Origin of the sequence: Pseudomonas sp. (genome assembly GCF_030147005.1) — a bacterium.
GTDB lineage: Bacteria > Pseudomonadota > Gammaproteobacteria > Pseudomonadales > Pseudomonadaceae > Aquipseudomonas.
Genome location: NZ_JASLAW010000220.1, coordinates 16,693 through 34,287, shown reverse-complemented (window position 1 = coordinate 34,287; position 17,595 = coordinate 16,693). Strand labels below are relative to the sequence as shown.

Annotated in this window: 12 protein-coding genes; 5 read left to right on the top strand and 7 right to left on the bottom strand. The window is 61.1% G+C overall.

Going from position 1 to position 17,595, the window contains the following annotated elements:
• Positions 1-13: 13 nt before the first annotated feature.
• Positions 14-2,161 carry a fatty acid oxidation complex subunit alpha FadB gene (gene fadB, locus Q1V60_RS20770; protein ID WP_300634125.1) on the bottom strand — a complete coding sequence of 716 codons (2,148 nt, stop codon included), beginning with the start codon at positions 2,159-2,161 and terminating at the stop codon, positions 14-16.
• Positions 2,162-2,658: 497 nt separating this feature from the next.
• Positions 2,659-3,096, bottom strand: a complete 438-nt coding sequence (locus Q1V60_RS20765) for a hypothetical protein (RefSeq protein WP_300634122.1) — start codon at positions 3,094-3,096, stop codon at positions 2,659-2,661.
• A 105-nt stretch (positions 3,097-3,201) separates the two neighbouring features.
• On the opposite strand from Q1V60_RS20765, the gene Q1V60_RS20760 reads away from it, so the two are divergent.
• Positions 3,202-3,642 carry a universal stress protein gene (locus Q1V60_RS20760; protein ID WP_300634119.1) on the top strand — a complete coding sequence of 147 codons (441 nt, stop codon included), beginning with the start codon at positions 3,202-3,204 and terminating at the stop codon, positions 3,640-3,642.
• A gap of 178 nt (positions 3,643-3,820) precedes the next feature.
• Here Q1V60_RS20760 and Q1V60_RS20755 read toward each other — a convergent pair whose 3' ends face one another.
• The gene (locus tag Q1V60_RS20755; protein ID WP_300634116.1) at positions 3,821-5,740 is read right to left on the bottom strand and encodes an ATP-binding cassette domain-containing protein; all 1,920 of its coding nucleotides are present in this window, start codon (positions 5,738-5,740) and stop codon (positions 3,821-3,823) included.
• A 213-nt stretch (positions 5,741-5,953) separates the two neighbouring features.
• Between Q1V60_RS20755 and Q1V60_RS20750 the strand changes: the two genes are divergently transcribed.
• Entirely contained in the window at positions 5,954-7,882 is a 1,929-nt protein-coding gene (locus Q1V60_RS20750) for a transglycosylase SLT domain-containing protein (RefSeq protein ID WP_300634113.1), read from the top strand.
• A 324-nt stretch (positions 7,883-8,206) separates the two neighbouring features.
• On the opposite strand, the gene Q1V60_RS20745 is transcribed toward Q1V60_RS20750, so the two are convergent.
• Positions 8,207-9,973: an ABC transporter transmembrane domain-containing protein gene (locus Q1V60_RS20745; RefSeq protein WP_300634111.1), complete on the bottom strand. Its 1,767-nt coding sequence runs from the start codon at positions 9,971-9,973 to the stop codon at positions 8,207-8,209.
• Positions 9,974-10,218: 245 nt separating this feature from the next.
• On the opposite strand from Q1V60_RS20745, the gene Q1V60_RS20740 reads away from it, so the two are divergent.
• A complete protein-coding gene (locus Q1V60_RS20740) occupies positions 10,219-10,392 on the top strand; it encodes a PA1571 family protein (RefSeq protein WP_300634110.1) in 174 nt (57 codons plus the stop codon).
• Between the two features lie 52 nt (positions 10,393-10,444).
• Here the strand turns inward: Q1V60_RS20740 and pdxB are convergent, their stop codons facing one another.
• Positions 10,445-11,587, bottom strand: coding sequence for a 4-phosphoerythronate dehydrogenase PdxB (gene pdxB / locus Q1V60_RS20735; protein WP_300634107.1), 1,143 nt, complete (start codon positions 11,585-11,587; stop codon positions 10,445-10,447).
• A 190-nt stretch (positions 11,588-11,777) separates the two neighbouring features.
• Here pdxB and Q1V60_RS20730 point away from each other — a divergent pair, with 190 nt between their 5' ends.
• Complete coding sequence (locus Q1V60_RS20730; RefSeq protein WP_300634105.1) at positions 11,778-13,172, top strand: MATE family efflux transporter; 1,395 nt, start codon at positions 11,778-11,780, stop codon at positions 13,170-13,172.
• Here the strand turns inward: Q1V60_RS20730 and tusA are convergent.
• Together tusA and rlmM are read right to left on the bottom strand one after the other, a co-directional pair.
• Positions 13,169-13,411: a sulfurtransferase TusA gene (tusA, locus tag Q1V60_RS20725; protein ID WP_300634103.1), complete on the bottom strand. Its 243-nt coding sequence runs from the start codon at positions 13,409-13,411 to the stop codon at positions 13,169-13,171. The two genes, Q1V60_RS20730 and tusA, sit on opposite strands and share 4 nt — an antisense overlap.
• Before the next feature lie 126 nt (positions 13,412-13,537).
• Complete coding sequence (rlmM, locus tag Q1V60_RS20720) at positions 13,538-14,614, bottom strand: 23S rRNA (cytidine(2498)-2'-O)-methyltransferase RlmM (RefSeq protein ID WP_300634101.1); 1,077 nt, start codon at positions 14,612-14,614, stop codon at positions 13,538-13,540.
• A 192-nt stretch (positions 14,615-14,806) separates the two neighbouring features.
• On the opposite strand from rlmM, the gene acnA reads away from it, so the two are divergent.
• Positions 14,807-17,548, top strand: coding sequence for an aconitate hydratase AcnA (gene acnA, locus Q1V60_RS20715; RefSeq protein ID WP_300634098.1), 2,742 nt, complete (start codon positions 14,807-14,809; stop codon positions 17,546-17,548).
• The last annotated feature ends 47 nt before the right edge of the window (positions 17,549-17,595 follow it).

The following is a 17,595-nucleotide window of genomic DNA, read 5'->3' as shown; positions in this document are numbered from 1 at the left end:
AGTCGATGGGCGCTTAACCGAAGAAGCTCTGGCCGTTCTTGGCCATTTCACGCAGCTTCGCGGTCGGGTGGTACAGCGGGCCCAAATCAGCGTATTTGTCAGCCAGGGCAACGAACTCGGCAACACCGATCGAATCGATGTAACGCAGCGCACCGCCACGGAATGGAGGGAAACCAATACCGTACACCAGGCCCATATCGGCTTCGGCGGCGGTCTCGACGATGCCGTCTTCGAGGCAACGTACGGTTTCCAGGCACAGGGCGATCATCATCCAGTTGATGATGTCCTCGTCGGATACCTCACGCTGTTCGTAGACGATCGGCTTGAGCACTTCCAGTACCGACGGGTCGGCGACTTTCTTTTGCTTGCCCTTCTTATCGGTCTCGTAGGCGTAGAAGCCTTTGCCGTTCTTCTGGCCCAGGCGCTTGGCTTCGTAGAGTGCGTCGACGGCCGAGCGACGGTCGTCTTTCATGCGGTCCGGGAAGCCTTCAGCCATGACGTCGCGACCGTGGTGGCCGGTGTCGATGCCGACCACGTCCATCAGGTACGCCGGGCCCATCGGCCAGCCGAACTTTTCCATCACCTTGTCGATGCGCACGAAGTCCACACCGGCGCTGACCAGCTTGGCGAAACCGCCGAAGTAAGGGAACAGCACGCGGTTGACCAAGAAGCCCGGGCAGTCATTGACCACGATCGGGTTCTTGCCCATTTTCTTGGCGTAGGCAACGGTGGTGGCCACGGCCAGCTCGCTGGACTTCTCACCACGGATCACTTCCACCAGCGGCATCATGTGCACCGGGTTGAAAAAGTGCATGCCGACAAAATTTTCCGGACGCTTGAGGGCTTTAGCCAGCAAGCTGATGGAAATGGTCGAGGTGTTGGACGCCAGGATGGTGTCGTCTTTGACCTGGGCTTCGACTTCAGCCAGTACCGCCTGCTTGACCTTCGGGTTCTCGACAACGGCTTCAACCACCAGGTCGACATGGCCGAAATCACCGTAGGACAGCGTAGGACGAATGCCGTTAAGCACTTCAGCCATTTTCGCAGCGGTCATACGACCTTTATCAACGCGGCCCACCAGCAGTTTGGCGGCTTCAGCCAGCCCCTGCTCGATACCGTGCTCGTTGATGTCTTTCATCAGGATCGGCGTGCCTTTGGACGCCGACTGATAAGCGATACCGCCGCCCATGATACCGGCGCCCAGTACGGCGGCCTGTTTCACGTCCTTGGCGATTTCGTCGTAAGCCTTGGCCTTTTTCTTGAGTTCCTGATCGTTCAGGAACAAGCCGATCAGGCTCTGGGCCGCCGAGGTTTTCGCCAGTTTGACGAAGCCTGCCGCTTCCACTTCCAGGGCTTTGTCGCGACCGAAGTTCGCGGCCTTCTGGATGGTCTTGATCGCTTCGACCGGCGCCGGGTAGTTCGGGCCGGCCTGGCCCGCCACGAAACCTTTGGCGGTTTCGAACGACATCATTTGTTCGATGGCGTTGAGCTTGAGTTTTTCCAGCTTCGGCTGACGCTTGGCCTTGTAGTCAAATTCGCCGCTGATGGCGCCCTTGATCAGGTTGAGCGCGGCTTCGGCCAGTTTGTCCAGAGCAACCACAGCGTCGACGGCACCGACTTTCAGCGCGTCTTCAGCGCTGTTTTCCTTGCCGGCGGCGATCCACTCGATGGCGTTGTCGGCACCGATCAGGCGCGGCAGACGCACAGTGCCGCCAAAACCCGGGTAGATGCCCAGCTTGACTTCAGGCAGGCCGACCTTGGCGGAAGCGGCCATGACACGGAAGTCTGCCGCCAGGCACATTTCCAGGCCGCCGCCCAGGGCGATGCCGTTGATCGCAGCAACGGTGGGTACGTTGAGGTCTTCGAAATCGCTGAAAATCTTGTTGGCTTCGAGGTTGCCAGCCACCAGCTCGGCATCGGGCAGCTTGAAGTTGTCGACGAATTCGGTGATGTCAGCGCCGACGATAAACACGTCCTTGCCGCTGGAGACGATCACGCCCTTGACCGAAGCATCTGCTTTGATGGTGTCTACGGCCTGACGCAGTTCGTTCAGGGTTAGACGGTTGAACTTGTTGACGGACTCACCCTTGAGGTCGAATTTCAATTCGACGATGCCACTTTCAAGAGCCTTAACCGTGATGGCTTTACCTTCGTAAATCATCAACTGATCTCCACGATATGGAAGCTGAACAGTACACACCGGACGCTGGCCTCTGGCTGGACATTGATAGCTGCATCAATGCTCACACCAATCCGCCAGGCACACCCGCCAGTGCGAGAGTCGGGGTTATGTCAGAGTCGCCTGTAGGACAAACGCTCAATTCATACGCCCGTTTGATTTGGGTACGCCACCTTCATCCAATTCCGGGCAATTGTCAATCGCTCCAAAGGCTAGGAAAAACGCGACTTTCCAGTCATTTCAGAACCCCAACCCTAAGCCCGCCAGCCGTCAATATTCAACTATTCACAAGATCAATAATGAACAAGCGTAGGGAAAGGACTGCACAGGAAGGAATAAGCGGCCAGGCTCGCTGCAACACTAATGCCTTGCGAAGAATACCTGCGGCGGGATATATCGAGTTACCGGCCTGCCTGGCCAACTCCAGCCCGATGCTATGTCGGGCTTTTTATTGGCGGTGATTTTGTAGAAGCGAGCCGTCAGGCCAATGCCTTGAGCAGCGCATCAATATCCTTCAACACGCTCGCCTCGCCCTTCTCCCCCCAATACAAGGCGATCATTTGTTTGTCGGCCTCAACCTTGTAGACGTTGGCAGGCAGCGTTGAAAAATGCGGCAACAACTTCTCATCCACGCACACCTCGCGCCATTGATTGACCCATACTCCCGGCTCCAACTGCCAGTAACTCCAGATGGCCGGCGTGCTGCCGCGTCGTGGCCGGCAGTATTGCGCGCAGGGGCTGGGCGGCTCCTGTTTGAGCCAGTGCGGCCATTCCTGGGGCGCCAGCTGCATCGCCAGCCCGATGCGGCGCGCCTCCATGCGCAGGGCCATGCGCCCGCTCTGATGGCGCGAAGGGCGCAGCCATGCCAGAGGGCTCAGAACCACAACAAGGATTGACACCACTATCCAGACCGTCATATGTGTACTCCCGAATTTCCTGATGAGCGGTTTTGATCTGACGCAAGCCGATCCGCTTGAAAGCAGCCATACTGAATCTATTGCAGTCCCCTGGAGGAACGCCCCATGTCCTACGAACATATTCTGGTCGCCGTCGACCTGACCGAAGAGTGCGACCCAGTGATCAAGCGCGCGAGGGACTCTGCGGTAGCCAATGGCGCCAAACTGTCACTGGTGCATATCGTCGAGCCCATGGCCATGGCCTTTGGTGGCGACGTGCCGATGGACCTTTCCCAGTTGCAGCAACAGCAATTTGACCAGGCCAAAGAGCGCCTTGACCGATTGATCCTCAAATACCCTGAAGTGAGCAAGGAAAACTCCCACCTTACCTACGGCCAACCGCGCCAGGAAATCCATCATCTGGCCAAGGAACAAGGCTGCGACCTGATCGTGGTCGGCAGCCATGGCCGACATGGGCTGGCGCTGCTGCTGGGTTCTACCGCCAATGACGTCCTGCATGGCGCGCCGTGCGATGTGTTGGCCGTGAAGCTGGTAAAGGCTCCGTAAGGCACTGAGGGTCAAATGTGGGAGCTGGATTGCGATAGTAATCGGTCAGTTGATGCATCCGGTGGCTGATACGCCGCTATCGCAGGCAAGCCAGTTCCTACATTTTGAATCGCGTTTTCTATAAAAAAGCCCGGCGCTCATAAAACGAGCGCCGGGCTTTTTATTGTCCCCGAATCAATCAGCCATCCAACTCGGCCCAACGCTCAACCAGCACTTCCAGCTCATGGTTCAGCTTCTCGAGGGAAGCAATAACCTTGGCCGTCTCCGCTGCCGGGCGCTGGTAGAAACCCGCGTCTGCCATTTCCGCTTCTACCGCGGCGATCTGCTGTTCCTTGGCGTCGATATCACCCGGCAAGGCTTCCAACTCGCGCTGCAGCTTGTAGCTGAGTTTTTTCTTGGTGGAGGGTGCGGCTTCCTGTACCGGAGCAGCGGCGGCCACGGGGGCGACGACTGCGGAGGTCAGGTCGGCCTTGCCGGACTTGCTCTCGGTCACGCCCAACAGACGCGGCGAGCCGCCCTGGCGCAGCCAGTCCTGATAACCACCAACGTACTCGCGCACCTTGCCTTCGCCTTCGAAGACCAGGGTGCTGGTAACCACGTTGTCGAGGAATGCCCGGTCGTGGCTGACCATCAGTACGGTGCCGTTGAAGGTCAGCAAGACCTCTTCAAGCAGCTCGAGGGTTTCCACGTCGAGGTCGTTGGTCGGTTCGTCGAGCACCAGCAGGTTTGCCGGTTTGCTGAACAACTTGGCCAGCAGCAGGCGGGCGCGCTCGCCACCGGACAAGGCTTTTACCGGCGTACGTGCACGTTGCGGGCTGAACAGGAAGTCGCCCAGGTAGCTGAGGACGTGGCGGCTCTGGCCGTCGATGTCGATAAAGTCGCGGCCTTCGGCGACGTTGTCGATCACGGTTTTTTCCAGGTCCAACTGGTGGCGCAGCTGATCGAAGTAGGCCACGTCGATACGCGTGCCCTCTTCCACCGTGCCGCTGGTCGGCTGCAAACCGCCAAGCATCAGCTTGAGCAAAGTGGTCTTGCCGGTGCCGTTGGCGCCCAGCAGGCCGATACGGTCGCCTCGCGCCAGGACCATGGAGAAGTCCTTGATCAGGAACGGGCCGTCCGGGTGATGGAAGCTGACGTTCTCCAGCACCATCACCTGCTTGCCCGACTTGTCAGCGGTGTCCAGCTGGATATTGGCCTTGCCGGTGCGTTCGCGACGTTCGCTGCGCTCAACGCGCAACGCTTTCAACGCACGCACACGGCCTTCGTTACGGGTGCGACGTGCCTTGATGCCCTGGCGGATCCAGACTTCTTCCTGGGCCAGTTTCTTGTCGAACAGGGCATTGGCGGTCTCTTCAGCCGAGAGCGCGGCTTCCTTGTGCACCAGGAAGCTGGCGTAGTCGCCGTTCCAGTCGATCAGGCCGCCACGGTCCAGTTCGAGGATGCGGGTGGCCAGGTTTTGCAGGAAGGAGCGGTCGTGCGTGATGAACAACACGGCGCCCTGGAAATCCTTGAGGGCTTCTTCCAGCCAGGCGATGGCGCCGATATCCAGGTGGTTGGTCGGCTCGTCGAGCAGCAGCAGATCCGGCTCGGACACCAGGGCCTGGGCCAGCAGCACGCGTCGACGCCAGCCGCCGGACAACTGGGCGAGGGTCTTGTCGGCCGGCAGTTGCAGGCGGCTCAGGGTGCTGTCGACCAGTTGCTGCAAGCGCCAGCCGTCGCGGGCTTCGAGGTCTTGCTGGACGTGCATCAGCTTGTCCAGATCTTCCTCGGTGACACAGTTCTGCGCCAGGTGATGGTATTGCGCAAGCAATTCGCCAACGCCGTCCAGGCCTTCGGCAACCACGTCGAACACTGTCCGCTCGTCGGCCACCGGCAATTCCTGGGGCAATTCGCCAATCTTGAGGCCCGGGGCGCGCCAAACAGAGCCTTCGTCGGGCTTCTGGTCGCCCTTGACCAACTTCATCATGCTGGATTTGCCGGTACCGTTGCGGCCGATGATGCACACCCGCTCACCACGGGCGATCTGCCAGGACACCTTGTCCAACAACGGCATAGCGCCGAAAGCAAGGGACACATCGCTGAATTTGAGCAGGGTCATACGCTTCTCCAAAAACTGGGCGCGCATTCTACCTGAGTTGAGAGTGGGATGCGGCCAGCATTTTCGCTGCAGGCACGTTCTTCAAGACATTTTCCGCGAACTTGAACCAACCGGCCGGCAAAGCTTTCGCCGGCCGCTGGCAAAAGGCTAAGCTAGGGGCAATCAGTGTCGGCGATGCCGGTGCTAGTCGTGATTTCTCTGCACGGACGTCTCATGCGCAGTCGCCTTTTCAACTTTTTATCCTGCCTGCTTCTCTCCGCCACCGCCGTTCAATCTGCCCAGGCCGTGGACCTCACCACCCAACGTCAATATTACGATGAAGCCAAGCGCGCCCTGGCCAGGGGTGACAGCGGCCCGTACATGCAATACAGCCAGGCGCTGGCCGACTACCCGTTGACGCCGTACCTGGCCTATGACGAACTGACCGCGCGCCTTAAAACCGCGAGCAACCAGGAAATCGAGCAGTTTCTCGCCAAAAACGGCGACCTGCCCCAGGCCAACTGGATGAAGCTGCGCTGGTTGCGCTGGCTGGCCGAGCGGGGTGACTGGCAGACCTTTGAAAAGTACTACGATACCAAGCTCAATTTCGTCGAGCTGGACTGCCTGCACGGCCAGTTCCAATTGGCCCACAACCTCAAGGCCGAAGGCTACAAGACCAGCGAAAAGCTGTGGATGACCGGTAAATCCCAGCCGGCCGCCTGTGACACGACCTTCAGCCAGTGGGCGGCTGACGGCCAGCTGACCGAACAAAAAATCTGGGACCGCACCAAGCTCGCCGCCGAAGCACGCAACTACGCACTGGCCAACAGCCTGGTAAAAACCCTGCCAACGCTCGGCGCCCAGGGCCGCCTGATGATCGACGTGGCGCAAAAGCCCGATATGCTCAGCGACCCGTCGCGCTTTTTGCCGGCCACCGAGGCCATGTCTGACGCCGTGGGCCTGGGCCTGCGCCGGCTGGCACGCCAGGACCCTGACAAGGCCATGGCCCTGCTCGACGGCTACGCGAGCAGCATGCGCTTCTCCCGCGACGAAAAAGTGTCGATCGCCCGGGAAATCGGCCTGACCCTGGCACGTCGCTACGACCCTCGCGCCTTGGACGTGATGACGAAGTACGACCCGGAGCTACGTGACAATACCGTCTCCGAATGGCGCCTGCGCCTGCTGTTGCGCCTGGCACGCTGGGAAGATGCGTACCAGTTGACCCGCAAGCTGCCGCAGGATTTGGCCACCACCAACCGCTGGCGCTACTGGCAGGCGCGCAGCCTGGAGCTGGCCGAACCGAAAAACCCTCAAGCGTTGGTGCTGTATAAAAACGTGGCCAAGGAGCGCGACTTCTATGGCTTCCTCGCCGCTGACCGCTCCAAGACCCCTTACCAGTTGAACAACAAGCCGCTGGTGATGAGCCAGGCGCTGCTCAATAAAGTGCGCAATACCCCAGGCGTACGCCGTGCCCTGGAGTTCTATGCCCGTGGCCAGATTGTCGATGGCCGCCGCGAGTGGTACCACGTCAGCCGTCACTTCAACCGCGATGAAATGGTCGCGCAGGCGAAGCTGGCCTACGACATGAAGTGGTACTTCCCGGCGATCCGCACCATCAGCCAGGCGCAATACTGGGACGACCTGGACATCCGCTTCCCGATGGCCCATCGCGACACCCTCGTGCGCGAAGCCAAGGTACGCGGCCTGCATTCAAGCTGGGTGTTCGCGATTACCCGCCAGGAAAGCGCCTTCATGGACGACGCCCGCTCCGGCGTCGGCGCCAGCGGCCTGATGCAACTGATGCCCGGCACCGCCAAGGAAACCGCGCGCAAGTTCAGCATTCCCCTGGCCTCCCCGGCTCAGGTGCTGGACCCGGACAAAAACATCCAGCTCGGCGCAGCCTACCTGAGCCAGGTGCACAGCCAGTTCAACGGCAACCGCGTGCTTGCCTCCGCCGCTTACAACGCCGGCCCCGGTCGCGTGCGCCAGTGGCTACGCGGCGCCGACCACCTGAGTTTCGACGTGTGGGTGGAAAGCATCCCGTTCGACGAAACCCGTCAGTATGTGCAGAACGTGCTGTCTTACTCGGTGATCTACGGGCAAAAGCTCAATTCACCGCAGCCGCTGGTGGATTGGCATGAGCGGTACTTTGATGATCAATAAGCAAAGAGGCTTCAAGCGGCAAGTGTGAAGCGAAAAAATGCCCGCATTGAAAAATGCGGGCATTTTTTATGAGGTCAGCAGCGGCTAATGCCGGTCAGTTAAGCGCTAAAGCAGAAAAACCTGCGACCTGTGGCGAGGGAGCTTGCTCCCGTTGGACTGCGTAGCAGTCCCATTTTTGGGGCCGCTTCGCGCCCCAGCGGGAGCAAGCTCCCTCGCCACAGGGATCGGTTCTGTCTTAACTGACTGCATTAGTCAGCAGCGGCTTTATTTTTACACTGCCTCGGCCAACGCCAGACTGCCCTGACGCACAGGCACACCGCAGCTTCATTCCACGTTATCCCCATCACTGAACTGCAACGCCGCCAACCGCGCATACAGCGGATTGCTCGCAATCAACTGCTGATGCGTGCCCACCGCCACCAGCTTGCCCTGGTCCATCACCGCAATCCGATCGGCGTTTTTCACTGTGGCCAGGCGATGCGCAATCACCAGGGTGGTACGGCCTTGCATCAACTGCGGCAGGGCTTGCTGGATCAGGTGTTCGCTCTGGGCATCGAGGGCGCTGGTGGCTTCGTCCAGCAGCAGGATGGGCGCGTCTACCAGCAACGCGCGGGCGATGGCCAGGCGTTGACGCTGACCACCGGAGAGGCCCAGGCCACCGTCGCCCAGGTGGGTCTGGTAGCCGTCGGGCATTTGCAGGATGAAGTCGTGGGCATGGGCGATGCGCGCCGCGGCTTCGACCTGCTCGCGGGAGGCCGTCGGGTTACCGTAGCGGATGTTGTCTTCGACACTGCCGAAAAACAGCGCCGGGCTCTGGGATACCAGAGCAAAATGGCGGCGCAGGTCGAGCGGGTCGAGGTCGGTCAGCGGTTGGCCTTCGAGCAGGATACGGCCTTGCCGGGGGTCGTAGAAGCGCAGCAGCAGGTCGAAGATCGTCGACTTGCCCGCGCCGGAAGGCCCCACCAACGCGAGGGTTTCACCGGGGTTGACGGTCAGGTTCAGGCCGTCGATGGCGTAGCTGTCGGGCCGTGACGGGTAGGAAAAGCGCAGGTCCTGAAGTTCCATGCGCCCGCTGACACGCTCCGGCAAGCGCACGCCGCCGCTGGCCGGCGCCGTGATTTCGTTGCTCGACTGCAACAGCTCGCCGATCCGCTCCGCCGCACCGGCGGCCCGCTGCAACTCGCCGAGCACTTCGCTCAAGGTGCCGACAGCGCTGCCGACGATCAGGCTGTAGAACACAAACGCCGCCAGCTCGCCGCCGGAAATGCGCCCGCTGATCACGTCCATCCCGCCGACCCACAGCATCACGCCCACGGCACCGAGCACCAGCATGATCACCAGGGTAATCAGCCAGGAACGTTGCAGGATGCGTTTGCGCGCGGTGGTGAACGCTTCTTCCACGGTCACGGCGAAACGTTGTTCGTCCTGGACCTGATGGTTATAGGCCTGCACCGTCTTGATCTGGCCCAATGTCTCGGACACATAGCTGCCGACATCGGCGATGCGGTCCTGGCTCTGGCGCGACAGGCTGCGCACGCGTCGGCCAAAAATGAGGATCGGCGCCAGCACCAGAGGCAACGCCACCACGACAATGCTGGTGAGCTTGGGGTTGGTGATGAACAGCAGCACGATACCGCCGATGACCATCAAGGCATTGCGCAGGAACAGCGACAGCGATGAACCGATCACCGATTGCAGCAAAGTGGTATCGGTGGTCAGGCGTGACTGGATTTCCGAGCTGCGGTTGTTCTCGTAGAAGCCTGGGTGCAGGTAGATCAGGTGGTTGAACACCTGCCGGCGAATGTCCGCCACCACCCGCTCGCCAATCCACGACACCAGGTAGAAACGCGTGAACGTGCCCACCGCCAGGCCCAGCACCAGCACCATGAACAGTGCGATGGACTGATTGAGCAGGTGCGGCGACTGGGTCATGAAACCCTGGTCGACCAGCAGGCGGATCCCCTGCCCCATGGACAAGGTGATGCCGGCGGTAACGATCAGCGCCAACAGGGCACCCAGCGCCTGCCAGCGGTAGGGCGCGATAAAGCGGCTGGCCAAGCGGATTGCGCGGCGTTGACGGGTTGAGAACATAAGGGATTCACCACTGACGGAGTCTATCCATCAACATTGGGGGAACTTGGGAGAATAACAATGAGTCAGGTTAATTATGCCCGCCGATAGATGCCGCTAGAGGCTATCGGTCTAAGACTGATCTGGAAATATGTGCCGGTTTCTGGTGGACTGGGTGTTCGAACCGATGATCGTGTAAGGAGTTGTAACAGCTCGGTCACGCGGGGGAATTAAAGTAGGTACACAACCTGAGGAGGAGACAGGCCATGACCTTGCAACACAGCAGCAGTGCCCAGATTGAAGTGATCCGCCAACCGCAGCAGCTGCCTTGCTCTTACATAGATGCCAAGGGCCGCGAAGTGCAGATTACCGAAGACATGATCCAGCAAGCGTGCAGCGAACTGGAACAGCGCCTGGTCAAGCCTGCACAGCAAGGCTGAAGCGCCGACGCTCTTGCAAACCCGGCCCAGGTGGCCGGGTTTTTTATGGGTGCTAAACCGCTTCGGCGCCAAGGGCGGCGACAATGCGGGAAAGGGCTGCGGACTCGCCATGGATCCGCACTTTCAAACCATCAATTTCACGACGCTCCGGGTAATGCTTGCGCAACAGGTCAAAAGCCTTGCGCTGCTCTTCTACCGTTCCCACCAGGCTGCGACGGAAATCCGCATCGTCCCGGCGCGGGTCGTACACGCTGCGGCATAGCGTCGCCAACGCCCAGGCCGGGTCGGTCGAGGCGTTCAGGTGCACCTCGGCCAGCCACGGCGCGGGCAACAAATCGCTCAACTGAATGCTCGGTTCCTGGCCCAGGTGCGCACAAAAGGCTTGATAGATCTGCGCGGTGCCGCGCTGCTTGCCGTCCAGGCTGTAGCCGGCGATATGCGGCGTGGCCAGCACGCACAGGTCAGCCAGGTCGGCATCCACCTGCGGCTCGCCCTCCCACACATCCAGTACCGCTTGCAGGTCTTCGCGCTCCAGCAACACTTCGCGCAGGGCGGCGTTGTCCACTACCGCGCCTCGGCTGGCGTTGATCAGCCAGGTGCCGGGCTTGAGCCGCTCAAGGCGCTGGCGATCGAACAGATGCCAGGTGGAACCATTGCCGGACTTGGTCAGCGGCGTGTGCACGCTGATGACATCGCATTGTTCGATGATCTGCGGCAGGCTCACGTAATCGCCGTCTTCAGCGATCTGCCGTGGCGGGTCACACACCAGCACGTTCCAACCCAGGCCCTTGAGCACCTTGACCAGCCGCCCACCGACCTCGCCGGCGCCAACGATGCCATAGGTGCGCCGGGCGAGGTCGGCGCCTTCGATTTCGGCCAGCGTCTGCAAGCTGCCCAGCACGTAATCCACCACGCCCCGAGCATTGCAGCCGGGTGCGCTGGCCCACTGGATACCGGCCTGCCTGAAATAATCGAGGTCCAGATGATCGGTGCCGATGGTGCAAGTGCCGACAAAACCCACCTTCGTACCTTCGAGCAAGGCCCGGTTGACGTTGGTTACCGAGCGCACCAGCAGCACATCGGCCTGCTCGACCGTGGCGCGGTCAATGGAACGGCCGGGCACGCGGCGAATCTCGCCAAATCCCTGGAAGAATGCATCGAGCAGCGGAATATTTTCGTCGGCAACAATCAGCATGGCAGGCTCCTTTGGCGGACCAGCAGTGTACAGAAGATCCGGACGACACCGCAGAGCCAATGTTGGAGCGGGCTGCCACAAGGGATAGGAGTGTTGCTTACAAATCCCCAACACAGGTTTTTTCCTGACCACTGTGTCAAGGCGTAGAATCCGCGGTCCTTGTGATTGCCTCTTTACGGGACACCTGTACGTGAACACTGCCACCGCTACCCTCACCCGCCCCGCCCGCATCAGCCGGGAAGTGCGCGGCCTGCTGACACTCGCCCTGCCGATCATCATCGGCCAACTGGCGACCACCGCGATGAGCTTCGTCGATGCGGTGATGGCCGGACGCGTCAGCCCCAAAGACCTGGCGGCGGTCGGCCTGGGTAACTCGATCTGGATCCCGGTATACCTGTTGATGACCGGCACCCTGCTGGCCACCACGCCGAAAGTCGCGCAGCGCTACGGCGCGGGCAAGTACAACGAAATCGGGCCATTGGTGCGCCAGTCACTGTGGTTGGCCGTGGTGGTCGGCCTGTGCGGCGCACTGTTGCTGCTTTGCGCAGAGCCGGTGCTGCACGCGATGAAAGTCGAGCCCGACTTGATCGAGCCTTCCATGGGCTACCTGTACGGCATCGCAGCCGGGATGCCGGCCGTTGCGCTGTATTACGTGTTTCGCTGCTTCAGTGATGGCCTGGGCCGTACGCGGCCGAGCATGGTCATGGGGTTGTGCGGGTTAGCGCTGAACATTCCGCTGAACTACATCTTCATCTACGGTCACCTCGGCCTGCCGGCCATGGGCGGCGCAGGCTGCGGCTGGGCCACGGCGATCGCGATGTGGGTGATGATGCTCGGCATGGCCGGGTGGACGCGCTGGGGGCAGGCCTATCAGAGCAGTGAATTGTTCAAGCGCTTCGACTGGCCGCAATGGGCGGTGATCAAGCGTGTGCTGGGGATCGGCCTGCCGATTGGCGTGGCGATCTTTGCCGAGTCGAGCATCTTTGCGGTGATCGCCCTGCTGCTCGGCAGCCTGGGGGCCACCGTGGTGTCCGGCCATCAGATCGCGCTGAATGTCAGCTCACTGGTATTCATGATCCCCTACTCCCTGAGCATGGCCGTCACCGTGCGCGTCGGCCAGGCCCTGGGCCGCGGCGAACCGCGTGAAGCCCGCTTCGCCGCCGGGGTCGGCATGGGCACCGCGCTGGCCTATGCCTGCTTCTCCTGCAGCCTGATGCTGATGTTTCGCGAGCAGATTGCGGCGATCTACACCCCTGACCCTGTGGTCATCCACCTGGCATCGATGCTGATCGTGTTTTCGGCGTTGTTCCAGTTCTCCGACTCGATCCAGGTGACAGCCGCCGGCGCGCTGCGCGGCTATCAGGACACCCGGGTCACCATGCTGCTGACCCTGCTTGCCTACTGGGGCGTGGGCTTGCCGGTGGGTTATGCCCTGGGGCTTACCGACTGGCTGGGCGAACCCAGCGGCCCAAGCGGTTTGTGGCAAGGCCTGATCGTAGGCCTGAGCTGCGCGGCAGGCATGCTGCTGGTGCGCCTGGCGCGCAGTGCGCGCCGGCGTATCCACGCCGACAAGGCACGGGGTTAATCGGCTTTCTTGCGAATCCAGTACAGGTACGTACCGGCCTGCTCCTGCTGATCCACCAGTTCATGGTCCAGGAACACGCAGAATTTGGGAATATCGCGGCGGGTCGACGGGTCGGTCGCGATCACCTTGAGCAGGCCGCCCGCAGGCAGGTCGCGGATGTGCTGGTGCAGCATCATCACCGGTTCGGGGCAGTTGAGGCCGGTGGCATCAAGGGTGCCGTCGACGGGTAAGTCACTCATACTTCACTCCTGAGAAACACCCGCCCCAGTGCGGAAGCGGGCGTGCTCGCGAAGACGCGGGCACATTCAACATACATTTCGACTGTTACACCGCGTTCGCGAGCAAGCCCGCTCCCACAGTTGATATCAGTGTCTTTTGGGTTTCTTTACATCTACCAGCCGGCGCAAGTGGCACGTCACTTCCTCGCGGTCGTGATACAGCTGCTTGCAGCCGATCTCCACACGAATGCCGCGTGCCTTGAAGCCTTCCTCGATCCGCTCCAGCAAACGCTTCACTTCGGCGTAACGCTGCTTCATCGGCAGCTTGAGGTTGACCACCGCCTCGCGGCAATGCCCCTCGCCGATCCAGGTTTCCAGCAAGGCTGCGTTGCGCGCGGGTTTCTCGACGATGTCGCACACCATCCAGTCCACGGGCTGCTTGGGCACGAAGGTGAAACCGTCGGCCATCAGGTGTTGCACCAGGCCAGTGTCCATCAGGCTCTCGGCCATGGGGCCGTTATCGATGGCGGTCACCAGCATGCCCCGGTTGACCAACTGCCACGTCCAGCCACCGGGGGCCGCGCCGAGGTCGACACCGGTCATGTCGCCGTGCAGGCGCTCGTCCCACTGCTCGCGGGGGATGAAGTGGTGCCAGGCCTCTTCCAGCTTCAAGGTTGAGCGGCTCGGCGCGTCGCGCGGGAATTTCAAGCGCGGGATGCCCATGGGCCACATCGCCGAGTTGTTCGACTCGGCCAGGCCCATGAACACTTCGCGGCCGCTCTTGAACGTCAGCAGCAGGCGCGGCTTGCTCGGGTCGTCCACCAGCTTGCCGGCGTTAAGCAAGGCTTTGCGCAGGTGCACTTCGAATTTCTTGCAGAAGTTCGACAGTTCCTTGCCGTCGTTGGTATCCACCATCTCCAGCCACAGGCTGCCGCACACCGGGAATTCACGCAGGTGGGCGAGGATCACGCTGATGCGGTCGGTTTCCGGCAGGTCGATAAACACCCCGCGCGCCCACTGCCTTGGGAAGATCAGCTCGGCGAAGCGCTGGCCGTGCATCAGGCGCTGCGCGCCGTCTTCCTCAGTGCAGACAAATTCGGCGCAAGCGCTGCCGGTCTTGGCCTTGGCGTAGCCGGAAACGTTCAAGCGCGCGGCGTGTTCCGCGATCTCGGAACAGACTTCGCCTTCAAAACCCGGGCGGCAGTGCATAAAAAGGGTGTTCAATTGAATCTCCTGGCAACTGGATTGCTCTATCGCAATACCTGTCATGAAAACGCGCGCATGATAGCCGAGTTCGGAACCTTGGACTTAGCGATAGAGTCCAGTTATTAGCCTGCTAATGAAAACAGCGCTAAGTTGAACGCTCTGTTCGTCCCGTCAGGTCCGTGGCCGTGCGGATCCAAAAGGAGTCATGTAATGTCATCCCTCGATAGCCTGAGAACCCTTAAGACACTGCAAATAGACAGCAAAACCTACCACTACTTCAGCCTGCCCGAAGCCGCCAAGAGCCTGGGTGACCTGGACAAGCTGCCGATGTCGCTCAAAGTGCTGCTGGAAAACCTGCTGCGCTGGGAGGACAACAAAACCGTCACGGGCACCGACCTCAAGGCCATTGCCGCCTGGCTCAAAGAACGCCAGTCCGATCGTGAGATCCAATACCGCCCCGCCCGCGTGCTGATGCAGGACTTCACCGGCGTGCCCGCCGTGGTCGACCTGGCCGCCATGCGCGCCGCCGTGGCCAAGGCCGGGGGCGACCCGCAGCGCATCAACCCGCTGTCGCCGGTCGACCTGGTGATCGACCACTCGGTGATGGTCGACAAGTTCGGCAACGCCGACGCCTTCGAGCAGAACGTCGACATCGAAATGCAGCGCAACGGCGAACGCTACGCCTTCCTGCGCTGGGGCCAAAGCGCCTTTGACAACTTCAGCGTCGTGCCGCCCGGCACCGGCATCTGCCACCAGGTCAATCTGGAATACCTTGGCCGCACCGTGTGGACCAAGGATGAAGACGGCCGCACCTACGCCTTCCCCGATACGTTGGTAGGCACCGATTCCCACACCACCATGATCAACGGCCTCGGCGTGCTCGGCTGGGGCGTGGGCGGAATCGAAGCGGAAGCGGCGATGCTCGGCCAACCGGTGTCGATGCTGATCCCGGAAGTGATCGGCTTCAAGCTAACGGGTAAATTGAAAGAAGGCATCACCGCCACCGACCTGGTGCTGACCGTGACCCAGATGCTGCGCAAAAAAGGCGTGGTGGGTAAATTCGTCGAATTTTATGGCGACGGCCTGGCCGATCTGCCCCTGGCCGACCGCGCCACCATCGCCAACATGGCGCCTGAATACGGCGCCACCTGCGGTTTTTTCCCGGTAGACGAGGTGACGCTGGATTACCTGCGCCTGTCCGGTCGCCCGGCAGAAACCGTCAAACTGGTCGAGGCCTACACCAAGGCCCAGGGCCTATGGCGCAACGCTGGCCAGGAGCCGATATTCACCGACACCCTGGCCCTGGACATGGGCAGCGTCGAAGCCAGCCTCGCCGGGCCGAAACGCCCACAAGACCGCGTCGCCCTGCCCAACGTAGGCCAGGCGTTCAGTGACTTCCTCGACCTGCAATTCAAACCCACCAGCAAGGAAGAAGGCCGCCTGGAAAGCGAAGGCGGTGGCGGCGTCGCCGTGGGCAATGCCGACCTGGTGGGCGAAACCGATTACGAATACGAAGGCAGCACCTATCGCCTGAAAAACGGGGCCGTGGTGATCGCCGCCATTACCTCCTGCACCAACACGTCCAACCCCAGCGTGATGATGGCGGCCGGGCTGTTGGCGAAGAAGGCCGTTGAGAAAGGCCTGACGCGCAAACCGTGGGTCAAAAGCTCGCTGGCGCCAGGTTCGAAAGTGGTCACCGACTATTACAAGGCGGCCGACCTCACCCAATACCTGGACAAACTTGGCTTCGACCTGGTGGGCTACGGCTGCACCACCTGCATCGGCAACTCCGGGCCGTTGCCCGAACCGATTGAAAAAGCCATCCAGAAAGCCGACCTCACCGTCGCATCGGTGCTGTCCGGCAACCGCAACTTCGAAGGCCGCGTGCATCCGCTGGTGAAAACCAACTGGCTGGCCTCGCCGCCCCTGGTTGTGGCCTACGCGCTGGCCGGTACGGTGCGTATCGATATCAGCAGCGAGCCGCTGGGTAACGATCAGCAAGGCAACCCGGTGTACCTCAGAGACATCTGGCCAAGCAGCCAGGAGATCGCCGACGCGGTGGCCCAGGTCAGCACAGGCATGTTCCACAAGGAATACGCCGAGGTATTTGCCGGCGACGAACAGTGGCAAGCGATTGAAGTGCCGCAGGCGGCAACCTATGTGTGGCAGGAAGATTCCACTTATATCCAGCATCCGCCATTCTTTGACGACATTGCCGGCCCGCTGCCGGTGATCGAAGACGTCAAGGGCGCCAATGTGCTGGCCCTGCTGGGCGACTCGGTGACCACCGACCACATCTCCCCCGCCGGCAACATCAAGACCGACAGCCCCGCCGGCCGCTACCTGCGCGAGCAAGGCGTGGACCCACGGGACTTCAACTCCTACGGCTCACGCCGGGGCAACCATGAAGTGATGATGCGCGGCACCTTTGCCAATATCCGTATCCGCAATGAAATGCTCGGCGGCGAAGAAGGCGGCAATACGCTGTACATCCCGACTGGCGAAAAGATGGCGATTTACGATGCCGCCATGAAATATCAGGCGTCGGGCACCCCGTTGGTGGTGATCGCCGGCCAAGAGTACGGCACCGGCTCAAGCCGCGACTGGGCGGCCAAGGGCACCAACCTGTTGGGGGTCAAGGCGGTAATCGCCGAAAGCTTCGAGCGCATCCACCGTTCCAACCTGGTGGGCATGGGCGTGCTGCCCTTGCAGTTCAAGCTGGACCAGAACCGCAAATCACTCAAGCTCACCGGCAAGGAAAAGATCGATATCCTCGGGCTGACCGATGCCCAGATCGAGCCAAGGATGAGCCTGACGCTGGTGATTACCCGGGAAGATGGCAGCAACGAGAAGCTCGAGGTGCTGTGCCGGATTGATACGTTGAACGAAGTGGAGTACTTCAAGGCGGGCGGCATTCTGCACTATGTATTGCGCCAGCTGATCGCCTCTTAAAAACGACGTAGAGCAAAAGTGGGAGCGGGCTTGCTCGCTCCCACAAT